General features: G+C 68.4%; 15 protein-coding genes. 5 read left to right on the top strand and 10 right to left on the bottom strand.

Translation table 11 applies throughout. From position 1 onward, the window contains the following. Positions 1-50 precede the first annotated feature (50 nt). The gene (locus tag OQ02_RS24240; RefSeq protein ID WP_033440856.1) at positions 51-2,033 is read right to left on the bottom strand and encodes an ATP-binding protein; all 1,983 of its coding nucleotides are present in this window, start codon (positions 2,031-2,033) and stop codon (positions 51-53) included. Between the two features lie 157 nt (positions 2,034-2,190). Continuing rightward, positions 2,191-2,508, bottom strand: coding sequence for an ArsR/SmtB family transcription factor (locus OQ02_RS24235; RefSeq protein ID WP_033440855.1), 318 nt, complete (start codon positions 2,506-2,508; stop codon positions 2,191-2,193). Between the two features lie 61 nt (positions 2,509-2,569). Here OQ02_RS24235 and OQ02_RS24230 point away from each other — a divergent pair, with 61 nt between their 5' ends. Further along, positions 2,570-3,604: a flavin-containing monooxygenase gene (locus OQ02_RS24230; protein WP_197043467.1), complete on the top strand. Its 1,035-nt coding sequence runs from the start codon at positions 2,570-2,572 to the stop codon at positions 3,602-3,604. Here OQ02_RS24230 and OQ02_RS24225 read toward each other — a convergent pair. Next, complete coding sequence (locus OQ02_RS24225) at positions 3,593-4,003, bottom strand: arsenate-mycothiol transferase ArsC (RefSeq protein ID WP_033440853.1); 411 nt, start codon at positions 4,001-4,003, stop codon at positions 3,593-3,595. The genes OQ02_RS24230 and OQ02_RS24225 overlap by 12 nt on opposite strands. Before the next feature lie 74 nt (positions 4,004-4,077). Here OQ02_RS24225 and OQ02_RS24220 point away from each other — a divergent pair, with 74 nt between their 5' ends. Next, on the top strand, positions 4,078-4,497 hold the full coding sequence (locus OQ02_RS24220) for a hypothetical protein (RefSeq protein ID WP_033440852.1): 420 nt from the start codon (positions 4,078-4,080) through the stop codon (positions 4,495-4,497). A 270-nt stretch (positions 4,498-4,767) separates the two neighbouring features. Here OQ02_RS24220 and OQ02_RS24215 read toward each other — a convergent pair whose 3' ends face one another. The 7 genes from OQ02_RS24215 to OQ02_RS24195 form a co-directional block, all read right to left on the bottom strand. After that, positions 4,768-4,986 carry a hypothetical protein gene (locus OQ02_RS24215; RefSeq protein ID WP_156077271.1) on the bottom strand — a complete coding sequence of 73 codons (219 nt, stop codon included), beginning with the start codon at positions 4,984-4,986 and terminating at the stop codon, positions 4,768-4,770. Positions 4,987-5,256: 270 nt separating this feature from the next. Beyond that, positions 5,257-5,376 carry a bacteriocin gene (locus OQ02_RS44030; RefSeq protein WP_156077270.1) on the bottom strand — a complete coding sequence of 40 codons (120 nt, stop codon included), beginning with the start codon at positions 5,374-5,376 and terminating at the stop codon, positions 5,257-5,259. A gap of 7 nt (positions 5,377-5,383) precedes the next feature. Then, entirely contained in the window at positions 5,384-7,633 is a 2,250-nt protein-coding gene (locus OQ02_RS24210) for a peptidase domain-containing ABC transporter (RefSeq protein WP_081915905.1), read from the bottom strand. Further along, entirely contained in the window at positions 7,633-7,851 is a 219-nt protein-coding gene (locus OQ02_RS44025) for a hypothetical protein (RefSeq protein WP_156077269.1), read from the bottom strand. The genes OQ02_RS24210 and OQ02_RS44025 overlap by 1 nt, the downstream gene beginning before the upstream one ends. Further along, positions 7,851-8,291 carry an ArsR/SmtB family transcription factor gene (locus OQ02_RS24205; RefSeq protein WP_156077268.1) on the bottom strand — a complete coding sequence of 147 codons (441 nt, stop codon included), beginning with the start codon at positions 8,289-8,291 and terminating at the stop codon, positions 7,851-7,853. Before OQ02_RS24205 ends, OQ02_RS44025 begins: the two co-directional genes overlap by 1 nt. A gap of 158 nt (positions 8,292-8,449) precedes the next feature. Then, positions 8,450-9,154 (bottom strand): DUF169 domain-containing protein, encoded by a 705-nt coding sequence (locus OQ02_RS24200; protein ID WP_033440850.1) that lies wholly within the window; start codon positions 9,152-9,154, stop codon positions 8,450-8,452. A 336-nt stretch (positions 9,155-9,490) separates the two neighbouring features. Continuing rightward, positions 9,491-9,922 (bottom strand): ArsR/SmtB family transcription factor, encoded by a 432-nt coding sequence (locus OQ02_RS24195; protein WP_231500198.1) that lies wholly within the window; start codon positions 9,920-9,922, stop codon positions 9,491-9,493. Between the two features lie 93 nt (positions 9,923-10,015). Here OQ02_RS24195 and merA point away from each other — a divergent pair, with 93 nt between their 5' ends. The 3 genes from merA (at position 10,016) to OQ02_RS41230 (ending at position 15,507) form a co-directional block, all read left to right on the top strand. Then, complete coding sequence (gene merA, locus OQ02_RS24190; RefSeq protein WP_033440849.1) at positions 10,016-11,425, top strand: mercury(II) reductase; 1,410 nt, start codon at positions 10,016-10,018, stop codon at positions 11,423-11,425. A gap of 55 nt (positions 11,426-11,480) precedes the next feature. Next, on the top strand, positions 11,481-12,146 hold the full coding sequence (locus OQ02_RS40215; protein ID WP_051772733.1) for an alkylmercury lyase family protein: 666 nt from the start codon (positions 11,481-11,483) through the stop codon (positions 12,144-12,146). 1,093 nt (positions 12,147-13,239) lie between these two features. Further along, complete coding sequence (locus tag OQ02_RS41230; protein ID WP_156077267.1) at positions 13,240-15,507, top strand: NACHT domain-containing protein; 2,268 nt, start codon at positions 13,240-13,242, stop codon at positions 15,505-15,507. The last annotated feature ends 114 nt before the right edge of the window (positions 15,508-15,621 follow it).

The raw sequence follows: 15,621 nt of genomic DNA, 5'->3' as shown, positions 1-15,621 counted from the left end.
CGCCGTACGGCAGCTCAAGCGGTGGCGTCGAGCTCGACTGGACAGGGTTCCTAGGCGGAACGTTGTTCTTCAGGCAGCAGAGCCGAGTGGCGTTCACGCACTCGGGTAACAGCTTCTTCTTGGCTGATGTCGTAGCGCAGTTGCTCCCGATAGAACTCCAAGCGTTTGGCCGCATCGTCGAGCAGTTGTCCCCACTGGGTCACGTAGATGTCGTAGTCGCCTTGTTTGGTGACGTGACCCCACTCGCGGTCGGTCTGGTGGACGTCGTCCTCGATCTCCTCTGAGATCGAGGCGCCAACCAGCCAGAAGGTCCACTTGGCCCGCCCCGTCGCCGCGTTCTTGCTCAGCGCTCGCGCGTAGCTCCGCACCTGGCGTAGTTCCTTGTCACCCAGTGCGACGCTCGGGCGCTTCAACTCGATCACCAGTCGGTGCTGGAGTCCGGGGGTGTGGATCGTTCTTTGGAGTACCAGGTCCAGTCGGCCGGTCCGGCCGTTGTCACGGAGAACCTGACCTCCTGACGCGATGAGATCCGCTTCGAGCAGTGCGTCGTCGGCGAGGACATCGCGAAGGACGGTGGTCAGGCCGGGTTCACTGCGGCTGAGCCGCCACTCTTCGCCGAACAGCCACGCGTTGTCCTTGACCAACGGGTGAAGCTGGTCGATCTCGCGCATCCGCCTGCGCATGTCGTTGCCGTAGATGGCCTGTCGCAGCGCCAGGATGAGGTCGACCCGTCGGGTGACTTCGGTCGCCGCGCCGACGATGTGGCCGAGGGACGACTGGCGCAGCATGTAGGCCAGCTGATCCCTTTCCTCGGGGGACATCTCGAGAGTCGCGGCCAAGACGGCGTCCAGGCTTTCGGAACGTTCCTCCAATGCCAGTTTGATCAGTCGGGTATTCATCTCCCGCTGCTGGCGGTTGCCACCGGTCAACGTGCCGCGGGCGGTCACGGCTACAAGGTCGAACATGTCCCGCTCGACGCTCAGGATCGGATCGTCCATCCGGTCGGTCGGGTAGGGGTAGATGCCCTCGGCCTGCATGCGGGCGACGACCGTGGCGGTGGTCGCGTCGAGACGCTCGCGCACGTGCTCCTCGTAGACCCTGGTCGCCTCCTCCAGGAGCTCCTGGTGGTGCAAGTGGGCGAGCGCCAGGTCGGCGGGCGAGTCGACGAATCCCGACCAGCACAGGTAACCGGTGGATTTCACCGCCGGATTCGCCTTCGGGTGGTCCGCAGCAACCAACGCCATGCCGTTCTCGTTGCACAACATCAGTGCCGGGACCCTGCCCATGCGGTCGGTCCAGTCCACGATCGTCAGCTTCGGAACCTCGTGCCCGCCGAGCCGCCCGGCCGGGACTTGATCCAGGACGACATCGAACGGTTCACCGTCGATCAACCCCACCGGGTCCAGAGCGAGGCCGTTCACGCGGATCACGATGTCGGAGTTGGCCATCAAATGGCTCGCGAGCCGGGCCGTGAGCTGGAGGGGGAAGTCCTCGCGCAGCAGCGCTGTATTGGAACGGCCTTGTTCGACGTGGATTGCGACCCGGGTGCCGGTGGGCTGGTCGGTGGGGACCGGGTCCTCGATCGAGAAGCCTTCCCATCGGCGTTGCTCTCCGACGATCTCGACCCTGGTGTTGCCCGTACCCGCCGGCTCCGCGCTCACGCTGGTCCAGCGAGCGTGTCCGCCGATGGAGTAGACGTAGAATCGTCCCACGCCCTTCTCGCCGTGCAGGGCACGCTTGTTGTTGACAGTGCGGCGGTTGAGCGACTGCTTCCATGAGTCGCCGAGGGACAGGAACGCCGCCTCGGCCCGCTCGTGGCTCATGCCGTGACCGTTGTCCGTAATGACGACCTGGGTGACGTACCGCATCTCCCTGGGGCCTGCCGTCGCGGTCTCGACGTCGATGTCGATCTCGTTGGCCTCGGCGTCGAGACCGTTCCACACCAACTCGTTGATCGCCTCCACCGCGCCGGCTTTGGTGTAGGTCTGCCTCGCCAGGAAGTCACGTCCCGTGTGCACCGGTTTCCACGCCATCCGGCGATCTTGCGTGAACTGCCACACATCCGCACGTAAGACCACCCGGCTGCACCAGCCCATTCGGTTGCGTCAAGGTGCGAACGCACACGCTGGGAGCGGGCAGTTACGCAACGCTGTCACCGGAGGTGTCGGCGACAGCGTCTGAGACGCACCCTCACTCGCTCCGCGCCGATTCCGCAGTGGGTGGACAGCAGACTGCCAGGACTGCCTGGAGTTCGGCGAGCGCGGTGGTGATGCCGGTGGGGTTGGCGCGGTAGTGGACGGTCTTGCCTTCGCGGCGCGAGGTGAGCAGGCCGCCTTGGCGGAGCAGGGACAGTTGCTCGGAGGCGGTGGAGTGGGCGATGCCCGCTCGTCCGGCGAGCTGGCCCACGGTGAGTTCGGTGTCGCCTGCGAACTCCAGCATGAGCTGCTGCCTGGTCTCGCTGGCCAGCGCTTTGAGGAAGCGGCGGGAGGTCTCGCCCAGTTCGACCACGAAGTCAGGGTCGCAGACCTGTCGTCATTTCGCGAATATCCGATAATATCGAGCTATGTCGATGGATGAGTGGGTTGTGATCGGTGGCGGTCAGTCGGGTCTGGCTGCCGCGTGGGCGGTGAAGGCCGCGGGCGGGCGTCCTGTGGTGCTGGAGGCGGGGAAGCGGCCGACGGGGTCGTGGGCGGGGTACTACGACAGCCTGGCCTTGTTCTCACCGGCCGGGTTCAGCTCGTTGCCGGGGCTGCCCTTCGGTGGTGATCCGGAGCGTTATCCGCATCGGGACGAGGTGGTCGACTACCTGGCCCGGTACGCGGAGCGGCTCCAGGTCGACATCCGCACGGGGTGCCGGGTGGAGAAGGTCGTGGCCGGTGACGGAGGGTTCGAGGTGCCGCTGGAGGGTGGTCGGCGGCTGTCTGCGGGTCGGGTGATCGCGGCGACGGGAGGATTCGGTACGCCATACCGGCCGGCGTTGCCGGGGTTGGATCGGTTCACTGGGTCGGTTGTGCACGCGGCGGAGTACCGCGATCCGGCACCGTACGAGGGACAGCGGGTCGTCGTGGTCGGCGCGGGCAACTCCGCGGTGCAGATCGCGGTCGAGTTGGCGTCCCACGCATGGGTCACGTTGGCGAGCCGGAAGCCGGTGAAGTTCGTGCCGCAGCGTCCACTCGGGCGTGACGTGCACTGGTGGTATTCGGTGACCGGCGTGGATCGGGCGCCGATCGGGCGGTGGTTGCCGAAGCAGTTTTCCACGCCGGTGCTGGACTCCGGGGTGTATCGGGCCGCGATCGAGGCCGGTCGGCCGGACCGCAGGCCGATGTTCGCCGGTCTCGACGCGTCGGAAGTCGTCTGGGCCGACGGCAGGCGGGAGCCGGTGGACGCGATCGTGCTGGCCACCGGCTACCGGCCGGGTCTGGGCTACCTGGAAGCGATGGGGGCGCTGGACTCCGACGGCTATCCACAACACCGTGAAGGGTTGTCCACAACCCATCGAGGACTGGGTTACGTGGGTCTGGAGTGGCAGCGCACCCTCGCGTCGGCGACGTTGCGGGGCGTCGGGCGTGACGCCCGGTACGTCGTGCGGCGGCTACGAGGCTGAGTCGAGGAGTTCGGCGAGCAGGTTGCGGACGCGGCGGTCGATGTCGTCGCGGATGGGGCGGACGGCGTCGACGCCTTGGCCGGCCGGGTCTTCGAGTTCCCAGTCGAGGTAGCGCTTGCCGGGGAAGACGGGGCAGATGTCGCCGCAGCCCATGGTGATGACCACGTCGGAGGCTTCGACGTCCTCGGTGGTGAGCTTGGACGGCACTTCGGCGGTGATGTCGAGGCCCAGTTCGGCCAGTGCCTCGGCGGCGGCCGGGTTGACCTTGTCGGCGGGCGCGGAGCCGGCCGAGCGGACCGTGACGCGGCCGAGGGCGTAGTGCTGGAGCAGCGCGGCGGCCATCTGGGAGCGGCCGGCGTTGTGGACGCAGACGAACAGGACTTCGGGCTTGCTGGTCAACGATGAGTTCGCTTGGGATCGCTTCGTATGACTGGGCATGCAGTGGGTGTCACGCACCGAACTGGGCAGGTGTCATGATCACGGGCAGGCGGCTCAGCTACAGCGTCATGGTCGACACCAAGATCGGGCCCGGGGCGCTCGACTGGTGGGAAGGGCACCGTCGGTCGGACCCCGGTCTGGTGGGGTCGGCGAGCATGATGATCCTTCAGGTGCGCAACACCGGTCTTCGCCGGATCACTACCGAGGACTACGAGAGCCCGCTGACGTTCGACTTCGGAGGCCGTACGGTGCTGGCCGCGCGGGTCGACGCGTCGAATTCCAACCTTAGAGTCACGGTTGTGGGCGGTGCGCATGCCATCGAAGTGGGTGCGGTGGAGTTGTGCCGCAACCGCGGCTTCGACCTTGCCCTGCTGCTGGTCGGCAATTTCGAAGGTTCAGTACGCCATAGAGGGTCGCTCAGAGCGGGTCGCATCGCATTCAAGCCCTTCGACTGACTGGCGGACAGTATTGTGCCTGGAAGTACGGAAGCCCAATCACGGGATCATTCGCACGCTTGAGCGGGTCCCGCCAAGTTCTCAGCTGGATCGAGAAGTCGGACCTTCGTGGACGACGCCGTTCGGTGTGAAATAGGTGCGCGACCGGACGTCCCCACACGAGTAGCCCCAGTGGACCAAGCCGATGTAGTAGTGCACACCGGCCTGAATCTGATGGTCCTGGCAGGCTACGCCCCAGCTCTGGGCGGGCTCCTTTGCGCAGACCTTGATTCAGCAACCCACTGCGGCACCTGGGTTGGCCACGTAGGCCACGCCCCGGGGCTTCGGGTGGAAAGCCCAGTCCACGTAGGTCGCGCTGAGCCCGCTGTCGACGATGGTGCAGGCTTGAGCGTGGACGTCGCCGGATTCGGAAGCTTGCGCGGAACCGGCGTTGAACACGTCGAACAGGAACAGCACTGAAACAGCGATCTTGGCGATTCGGGATAACACAGCACTCGGTGCTCCTGGGCTCGACGGCCAGATACTGCGGGCGTGCGGGACTGTTCCAAGATCACGGAACAGACCCGTGGTCGATGTCCGTTGACGGCTCGTCGCGAAGCTGTGGCTGTCGGGTGGCTGCCATAGGCATGCGTGGCTGGAAGGATGGGCGCGGGGTCGACGTGGTCGGCCCCGTTCAGGGCCGGTGGTGAGCGGGCCAGGGTCAAGCTGGCCCGCTCACCACCGGTTGCACCTCGACCACCTGCACTGGGTTGGTCGGGGTTACACGGTGGCGCTGCACACGCAGTTGCCGTCCGGGGTGGCGGCGCACGTGCTGACGTCGCCCTGGCCGCCGATGACCGTGTCGAGCTCGGTGTCGGTCAGCTCCAGGATCTCCTCCATGATGGGTTCACCTCCTTCCGTTGCCGTGGGTGGTCTCCGCTGTCGCGGAGGTGGCTGGTGTGGGCACGCGCGGTGCGGTCGTGGGCTGGTCGAGTTGTGCGGTGACCAGAGCGGTGTAGTGCCCGTCGCGGGTGAGCAGTTCGTCGTGGGTGCCGGTTTCGACCAGGCGGCCGTCGTGCAGGACGAGGATCTGGTCGGCGTCGCGGACGGTGCTGAGCCGGTGGGCGATGACGATCTGGGTGCAGCGCTGGTCGGCGAGGTTGCGGTGGACCCGGGCCTCGGTGACGGCGTCGAGGTGGCTGGTGGCCTCGTCGAGCAGCAGCACGGCGGGGCGGCGCACGAGGGCGCGTGCCAGGGCGAGGCGTTGGCGTTGCCCGCCGGACAGCCCGGTGCCGCGTTGGGCCAGGCGCGTGGCGTAGCCCTGGGGCATGCCGGTGATCTCGTCGTGCAGCCCGGCCAGGCGCGCGCCCTGCACGATCTCCTCGTCGGGGATCGCCGGGTCGTGCAGGGTGATGTTGTCGCGGATGGTGCCGCTGAACACGAACGGTTCCTGCAGCACCACACCGATCTGGCCGCGCAGTGCGCGCGGGTCGAGCGTGCCGGTGTCGTGGCCGTCGAAGCGGATGGTGCCCGCGGTGGGGGTGTAGAGGCCGAGCAGGAGCATGCCGAGGGTGGTCTTGCCCGATCCGGTGGAGCCGACGACGGCGACGCGCTGGCCGGGGCGGATGGTGACGGTGACGTCGTCCAGGACGGCGGGGCTGTAGGGGTCGTAGCCGAAGCCGACCCGGTCGAGGTCGATCGCTCCCCGCAGCCGCAGCGGCGCTGCGTCCCTGGCGGACTCGGGCTGTGGTTCCGTCGCGGTGTCGAGCACGTCGGCGAGGCGTTGCAGCTGCGCGCCGGCCAGTTGCAGGCGTTGGCTGTTGGCCGCGACCGAGGCCAGCGGGGTGAGGATCGCGGCGGCCAGCCAGGTGACCGCGAGCATGGTGCCGGGTGACAGGGTGCCGTCGAGCACCCTGGTCAGGCACAGCCACAGCACCAGCAGCGGCGTCACGAAGCGCAGCGTCGAGGTGACCGCGTCGATGGTGGAGGCGAGGTAGCCGCGGCGCAGGGTGACCGAGGTCCAGGTGGACACCAGTGTCGACAACCGGCCCATGGCGCGGTCCTCGGCCGCGGCGGCCTTGACGGTGGACATGCCTTCGAGCATCTCCACCAGGTAGCCCTGGGCTTCGGACTGCGTGGCCAGGTCCAGCGCCATGCGTTCGCGCACCAGCCGGGTCGTGCTCCACAACAGCACCACCACGGCGAGGGCGACGGCCAGCACCGCGAGCGCCACGGTCAGGTCGATGAAGAACAACAGGCCGAGGTAGGTCAGCACCAGCACGGCGTCGAGCAGCGAACCCAGGGTCTGCCCGGTCATCAGCTCGCGCAGCATCGCGATGCTGCCGAACCTGGTCACCAGGTCGCCGGTGCTGCGTTGCTCGAAGAACCGCATCGGCAGCCGCAGCAGGTGCGCGCTGAACCCGAGCAGGGCCTGGGTGTCGAGCCTGCCCTGCAACGCGACCAGCAACGCCGCCCGCAGCAGACCCGTGACCAGTTGCGCGACGGCCACGACCAGCACGCCCAGGCCGAGCAGGGTCATCAGGGAGGAGTCGCGCAGGGTGGCCGTCTCGTCGACGACGAGTTTGGTGGCCAGCGGCATCGCGACGACGAGCGCCTGCGCGACCAGGCTGACCAGAAGTACCTGCGCCAGCAGGCCGCGTGTGCCGGGCAGGGCGAGCAGCGAGCGTAGGTAGCGGCGCCAGAACGGTTCCACGCGCCGGCCGTCGGGTTTCGCGCCCTCGTCGGGTCGGATGCCGAGCACGACCTTGCCCAGGCCGGCGGAGAACTCCGCCGGTGAAAGCCGTCGCCGTCCGAGCCGGGGGTCCACCAGGTCGACGCCGCGGTCGGAGATGCGTTCGACGACGACGAAGTGGTCGTCCTCCCAGTGCGCGATCACCGGCAGCGGCACCTGGTCGAACACGGCCGGGACCGCCGGGTAGCCGCCGGCCCGCATGCCCAGCTGCTTGGCGGCACGGACCATGATCCCGGCGCTGATCCCGTCACGCCCGACCGGGCACAACCGCCGCACCTCCTGCGGGGAGAGCGCGTGGCCGTGGTGGTTGAGCACCATGGTCAGGCACGCGACACCGCACTCGGCGCGGCTGGCCTGCAACACCACCGGCACCCTGCGCCGTCGTGGTCGGGCGAGGATCGGCATCACAGGACCGTCCCGATGGTCGCGGCGACACCGGCCAGGGCCAGCAGCACCACAGCGAGGACGAGCCAGGTCCGACGCACGGCCGCGGGACGTGCCTGAGAGGGAAGCAGCTCCTCGGCCGGGCCGTGAAGCCAACGCCCGGCTTCGTCGGCGAACAGAAGTCGTCGGTCGGCGCTGGCAGCGTCCGGTAACGCGGCGGAAGGCGTGGTCGACGCCATCACACGTCCTCGACCTGCTCGATCGGCGGATCTGCCTGTGCCTGCGGCGACAACGGCTGCGCGGGCGCGTCACCCAGATCGATCACCGTGCCCAACCGGCGCATGGCCTCGCGGTCCACCGAGTAGTACGCCCAACTGCCCCGCTGCCGGCGGTGCAGCAGGCCGGCGCCGACCAGCTGCTTGAGGTGGTGGCTGATCGTGGACTGCGGCATGCCCATCGCGACCTGGATGTCGTAGACACAGGCCGCGAACGGGCTGGACACCAGCAGGTTCATCAGCTGCACCCGCGTCGGGTGCGCCAGCGCCTTGAACACCACCGACAGGTCGTTAGCCTGCTCGTGAGACAGGCGTGGCGTGGTCAGCGGAACGCTGCAATGGGGCGCGCCCGACGACCGCGTCTCCACGATCTCCAAGCCGATGACCCGCCCGGCAGTTGTCACGAGCCGTCCACCCCCGACATCGAATACCGTCGATCCATATAGGGATCGAACTTCGTCGATGTGACCGAGAGTAGGCCCTAAGTGGCGGTCCGCGCAATCCCCTGGCACTGCCGACTGGTCAAGAGCCAGGTGTCAGGGGACCGCGCGGCGTCAGGCCCTTAGGCGAACTGGGCCAGCTTGCTCTCGTAGAACGACTTCATGCCGGCGTTGGCCTGCACCGTGACCTTGAGCGCCTCGACGAACTCGCCGACCTTGGCGCCCGGCAGGACGGCCAGCATCCGGTCGGCCGCGATGCCGGTGAACGTGCGCATGCCGACGCAGCCCAGCGCCATGCGCGGCTGCCCGGAGTCCAGCGCCAGCGCCAGCGCGGTGCACCCGGGACGTCCGGACACCTGACCCGCTTCCGCGGTCCAGTTCGCGTTGCCGGACGCCTCGTTGTAGATCATCGCCTGCGCCGGGGTGAGCCACATCAACACCACGTCCGGCTCGACCGGCAGATCGGCCAACGGCCCGTAGACCACGCCCGTGCCCGCCTTGCGCACCGACGGGATGTTCGCGACCTCCGACATCTCCAGGTACTGGGCGTCGCACATCGACTGAACCAGGCCGCCCAGCTCGGCATTGACGTTCTCCGGCAGCTCGAAGCCCATCACCATGGACCCCACCGGACAGTTGAAGTGCTCCGAGGCCTCGGCGTAGAAGACCCCCTTCTCCGCCACGCGCCACATCGCACAGCTGGACGGCACCGGCCGCCCGGTGTCGACAACCCCATCCGGACGCGCCTCCACCTTCGACAGCGCCACCGGCGGCAGGTCCAGCGACAGCAACTCGGTCAACGCGGTGGCCAGCTCGGGATGACTCATCACTTCGTCCTCTTCTTTCATTCCATGCCATGACGAATCAAGCGCGTCACGACAAGTGGTGCGGAAAGCTCATATTCCGACAACTCGCGTCGCGAACCGCGAAAGGACGGTCGACGCAGCATCAACTGACAGACCTAAGGCATCCCCCAAAGACTCCGCCCGCGATGCGCCTAACGGCGCACCCCCGGAAGCGCAGTCTGAACCAGACCCATTCAACGACACACCCCGCAGACGGGTACGTTTTCCGGAGTTACGAACGGCCTCCCCGGTCACGCAGCGTGCCGATCCCGCAGGCGTGACTACGCCTTGCAGGTGAGGACGACCGACTCGCGCGGTTCAGGTCCGATCGGCGTCGGGCGCCCCCGCACCGGCGTCGATGCGCCGGCACGCCGCCAGCACGGCCGCGTTGTCGGCCGCCAGCGCCCGGGCCAGGTGCACCAGGTCGACCACCCGGGGATCGGCGACCCGGTAGTAGGAGAAGCGGCCCTGCCGGCGGACCTCGACGTAGCCGCAGTCGGCCAGACACGCCAAATGGGTCGACACCCGCCCCTGGACCAGGCCGATGTGCCGAACGCACTCGCCGACCGACCGTTCACCGGCCACCAGGAACTCCAGCAGCCGCAGCCGGGCCGGGTCACCGAGCGCACGGAAGAACTTCGCCAGCACCGCGGCCCCGTCCGTGACCTCCGGCAGCAGACCGAGCGGACCGGCGCAGCAATCCGCCCCGCCCGCGCAGTTGACCGTCTCCGCGTTCCCGTGCCGCACCACGCAGGCAAGTATCCGCCCAAGCGGATACTTCGCGCTACCCTCGTCGTATCCGCTTAAGCGGATACGACATGGCTCCGGCAGTGGGAGGCCCCGATGAGGTACGACCTCGCGGTGATCGGCTCGGGTGGCGCCGCCTTCGCGGCGGCGATCGCGGCACGCCGCAAAGGCCGGACCGTGATCATGATCGAGCGCGGCACTGTCGGCGGCACCTGCGTCAACACCGGCTGCGTGCCCTCCAAGGCACTGCTGGCCGCGGCGCAGGCCCGGCACGTCGCGCTGCACCAGCAGTTCCCCGGCATCCGCACCGCCGCCGACGGGGTGGACATGGCCGCCGTGACCGGAGCCAAACGCACCCTGGTGGACACGATGCGGACCGACAAGTACGTCGACCTCGCCGCCGACCACGGCTGGGAGATCCTGACCGGCACCGCCCGCTTCGTCGACGGCCCCGCCCTGGACGTCGACCTCACCGGAGGCGACCGGACCCGAGTGCACGCCGAGCACTACCTCGTCGCCACCGGCTCCGCCCCCTGGACACCGCCGATCACAGGGCTGGCCGAGATCGGCTACCTGACCTCGACCACCGCCATGGAACAGACCACGCTGCCGCGCTCGCTGGCGGTCATCGGCGGCAACTACGTCGGACTGGAACAGGCACAGCTGTACGCCCGCCTCGGCGTCCGCGTGACCGTCATCGAACAGGAAGACCGGCTCGCGCCCGGCGAGGAGCCGGAGATCTCCACCGGCATCCGGCGCGTGTTCACCGACGAGGGCATCACCGTGCACACCGGCAGCGCGGTCAGCTCGGTCCGACGCGAGCACGACCAGGTCGTACTCGACTCCCGCACCGCCGGCGCCAACGGCGAGATCCGGGCCGAGGCGCTGCTGGTGGCCACCGGACGCCGTCCGGTCACCGACGGACTCAACCTGGCCGACGTCGGCGTCACACCCGGCCCACGCGGCGAGGTGCCCGTCGATGGACACCTGCGCACCGCCAACCCCCGCATCTGGGCCGCCGGGGACGTCACCGGCCACCCGCAGTTCGTCTACGTCGCCGGAGCCCACGGCACCCTGGTCGCCGACAACGCCTTCGACGACGCCCACCGCACCCTGGGCTACCACCACCTACCGCGGGTGACGTTCACCAGCCCGCAGATCGCGGCAACCGGCCTCACCGAAGCCCAAGCCGTCCAACAGGGCTATGCGTGCGAGTGCCGGGTGCTGCCTCTGCAACACGTGCCACGGGCCCTGATCGACCGGGACACCCGCGGCCTGATCAAACTCGTCGCCGAACAAGACACCGGACGACTGCTCGGCGCCCACGTCCTCGCCGACGGCGCCGGAGACGTGATCGCCACCGCCGTCTACGCCCTGGCCAACCACATGACCGTCACGCAGATGGCCGACATGTGGTGCCCCTACCTCACCATGGCCGAAGGCCTCAAACTCGCCGCCCAGACCTTCACCCGCGACGTGACCACGCTGTCCTGCTGCGCATCCTGACCCGAAGCAGACCCAATCTTGAGACTCCACCCCACCACGACCGTGGAGAACCGCGATGACCGAACCGACAGACCTGGCGTTGAACAAGTGCAGCGCCTCCGCCGGCCTCACCACCCCTGCCCGTCAGCTCCACCACGGGATCCTCGCCGCCTTCGCCGACACCGGCCGACCACCCGGACTGCAGGACCTGGAGGACTACACCCACGACCACGACATCGACCTCGAACCCGCGCTGCGTGAACTGACCGGGTGCGACCTGCTGGCCGTCGACCACCGGGGCCGGATCCGCGCCGCCTACCCCTTCTCGCCCACGCCGACACGCCACGCCGTGACCTGGGCGGGCGGCCCGACCACTTACGCCATGTGCGCCGTCGACGCACTCGGCATGTCCGCCATGCTCGACCACCCGGTCGTCATCACCTCCACCGAGCCCGACAGCGACGCCACGATCATCATCCGGGTCGACCGCGACCAAGCGACCTGGACCCCTGACACCGCCGTCGTCCTCGCCGGCACCGCCACCGACGACGGCTGTTGCCCCTCGGCCGACCGCACATGCGGATACATCAACTTCTTCACCAGCACCCAGGCGGCATGCAACTGGGCCGACGCCCATCCCGAGATCACCGCGACCGTGCTCGACCAGACACAAGCCCTGGCAAGCGGCATCACCGAATTCGGCGCCCTCCTGCAACCGACATCGGAAACCCGTCCCGCCTGATCCACCCTGTGCCCCAGGCGGCTACGGCAGGTACCGGTCGAGCCAACGCAGGAACACCCCCAGAGCGCCACGCTCGTGCCATCCCCGTCGGATCACCGCCTCGCGCACGACGTGGACTCCACCCCGCAGCCTTCCGGCCACCGAACGTCGCAGTTCATCACGTCGCCGCACGGCACGCCGCCACAACCAACGGGCACAACGCAGACACACACCCACCTCGGGATGCTCCCCGAGCCTGACCAGTTCCGACTCTAGGAAGCCGCCCCCGCAGCACCAGCACCTCGTCGCCGAGGGACTGTCCGACTCGGGCCTCACAGTCATCGGGCCACCTCCGATCCCATGCGGTCGTGCAGGCCGTCAGCGACCACGGACTCGTTCGCGCGAGCGTTGTCGCCGTAGGGCTGTCTACACCCCGGGAAGCCGGACTCACCGCGTGGGGCTATGCCAGATGGTCCCGCCTCGCTCCATACCGTGCGCGATGACGGAGCGCGAACGTCACCGGTCTGCTCCTGTAGATCCGCATCATGGCTTCGGCGCACGACGGTGCACGGAATTGCGACATCCGATGGCCTGCGACAGCTCGACTGTTTACATAAGCGCAGTGATCCCCAGTCGATGGTTGACCGTACCCACATGCCTTCGATTCAGGAAAGCCTTCTTCGCAGGCGGTTGCCGGTACCGCGGAGACAGAATCCGCCTGTTGTCCGCTTTAATGTTGGTCATGGTGAAGTTCGAGGGTGGTCATGGGTCCTGACATGCCGGCTTGTACCGCTCCGTCGGCGTGCCACGGCTTTCGGATGTTCCGCCCTGCCGCGATCCAATCGGCTCCCGACGGCCCGTATGCATCAGCCGGAACGGGCAAGAAGTCGAACGTGGGTTTTTCGGGGTCACGTCGGTGTTTGTCCCGCCGGGCGGGCAGCGGAGGGGTGCGGGACGGGCTGCCGACGGCTGCGTCCGTCTCGCCACCACCGGGGGTTCACCTTTCGCTACTTTGGTGATATCGCCGCAGGAGCGTGCAAGCCGGGGGTAACGGTGACCGATCCTTTGACCGCAGTGCTCGGGGGCGACTTTCTCCCCGCCGCACCAGTGGGTGTTGGCCAGGGTCGTCGACGGCGCCCTGCAACGCCGCAACCGGCGGCTCGGCAACGTCGATCGGCAGATCGCCGCCGCTGTCGAGGACTTGGCGGCGCTGCGGCGCGTGGAGTTCCCGAGGCTGACCGACGCCGAGTGGACCCTCACCACGGAGGCCGCCGCCGAGACGCTGTCCGCGTCGTCGATCGGCCGCCTGGCCCAGCTCGCGCCCGCGGACGTCGTCAACGCCACCAAGCTGCGGAGGATGCTGCCGGGGGCCTCGGTCGTCGGCATGAGCGAGGTGGAAGCCGAGGTCTACCACCGGTTGCTGTTCGAGACTTGCGAGCAGATCGCCCAGCACGCCCGTCAGGTGAACAGCATCTGGCGGTCCGCCGTCGCGGCGGGTCTGGCTGATATCGGCTCGGACGTCAAACGTGCTCTCGGCGGGTTGGACGGGATCCGATCGTCATTGCACGAGCTGTCCGAAGCGCCGGAGCGGCAGGCGCGCGACGAGCGGGCGCGGTTCGAGGAGCGGTACCTCGCCGAGGTCGCCAACCAGTTCGCCCGGTTCGAGTTGTTCCAGGTCGGCAATCGGGGTGGCGGTCCGGCCAAGCACGACTTCTCCACCTTCTACGCGCCGCCGTCCATCGACCGGTGGCAACGGCGTTCGGAGGCCGACACCGCGTTGACGGGCCAGGGCATCAACAGGGCCCATACGATCGCGGAGGCCCGCCGGGTCCTGCTGCTGGGTCGGGCTGGAGCGGGCAAGACGACCTTCTTGCAGGTGACGGCGCAAAGTGCCCGGAAGAGGGACGCCGACAGCCTCTGGGAGGGCGTGGTGCCCTTCTTCGTGCCGCTGCGCCAGTTCGCCGACCGCGACCTGCCGTTGGCCGAAGACCTCGTCCGTGTCACCACGCCGACACTCGCGGGCGAGAAGCCGGAGCGCTGGGTCACCGGCCTGCTCAACGAGGGCCGGGCGCTGATCCTCGTGGACGGCATCGACGAACTCCTGCTGGAGCGCCGTGAAGAAGTGCGTTCCTGGCTGTCCGGGCTGCTCCGGAACTACCCGGATGCCTGGTACGTGGTGACGACCCGGCCGTCCGCGGTCGACGACACCTGGCTCGCGTCCACCGAACCCGGCGAGCCCGACCTCATGCGGTTCGAGGTCATGCCGCTGAGCGGGCCGGGCATCCGGGACCTGGTGGGCAACTGGTTCGCCGCCGTGCGCGTGAGCGAGCCGGAATCGACGCACGAATGGCTGTCTCAATGCGAGCGCAAGCTCAAGAAGGCGCCTCAGAACCGGCCGGACGTGCAGAGGCTGGTGTCGAGCCCGCTGCTGTGTTCGCTGCTGTGCGCGCTCTACCGCCGCGAGAACATGTACCTGTCGCACAGCCGTAAGGACCTGCTCTACCGGGCGCTGGAGCTGTTGCTGGGCGAGTGGGACATGCGCCGTGGTGTGCGGGTGGAGACCGAGTTGCAGATGACCGGCCACGAGAAGGTCGTGCTGCTCGAACGGTTCGCCGCACCCACGGTGCGCAACGGCGAGCACGTGGTGAGCCGCACGGCGGCCGTGCGGCGGATCGAGCGCGCGATGACCGGTCTCCGGTCCACGGACCTCGACCCGCAGGAGGTGTTGCGCCACCTCGTGGAACGGACCGGGCTGCTGCGCGACGACGAAGGCCAGGGCGAGATCAGGTTCGTGCACCGCATCTTCCGCGACTTCCTCGCCGCGGGCGACTTCGTCAAGTCGGGCGACCTCGGCTACCTCGTGGACAACGCCCACGACGTGACCAAGGAACTGGACGAAGTGATCTTCATGGCCGCGGCCCAGGCTCGCGCGCACGAGGCGGGCGAGTTGCTGCGCGGCCTGTTGGCCAAGGCGGATCAGCGGAAGAGGACGACGTCCGAGGTGCACCGGCTGCGCTTGCTCGCCGCGGCGTCACTCGGCTACGTGGACGTCATCGAGCCCGAGCACGTGCGTGTCGACGTGATCAACACCGTGCGGGAACTCGTTCCGCCACGCAGCTATGACGACGCCGAGCTTCTGGCACGGGCGGGGCGTTCCTGCTGGAACTGCTGCCGGGACCGGCCGGGGTCGCCGAGTTCGCGGCCGAGACCGGTGCCGATCCAGCGGAGATCGCCACCTACGTCATCCGCGTGCTGGCGATCATCGGCGGCTGGGGCACGATCGAGACGTTCACGCACGCCTATGGTGGCGCGGTCACCAACGAGCTCCTGCGCGCCTGGCGAGCCACCGAATACTCGGAGCGGTACGCAGCGGACAACCTAGGCCCTGTTGATTTCGGCGACCGGGTGCTGGAGGTCCACCGCTGGCACATGCTGCGGGGGACTGCGTCACTTGCGCACGCTTCGCCACGTGCTCGTCGTGGGCGATTTGCAGCTG

The organism is Saccharothrix sp. NRRL B-16314 (assembly GCF_000716595.1).
Taxonomy (GTDB): Bacteria; Actinomycetota; Actinomycetes; order Mycobacteriales; family Pseudonocardiaceae; genus Actinosynnema.
The sequence above is the reverse complement of the archived record's forward strand: the minus strand, read 5'-3'. Positions and strand labels throughout refer to the sequence as shown.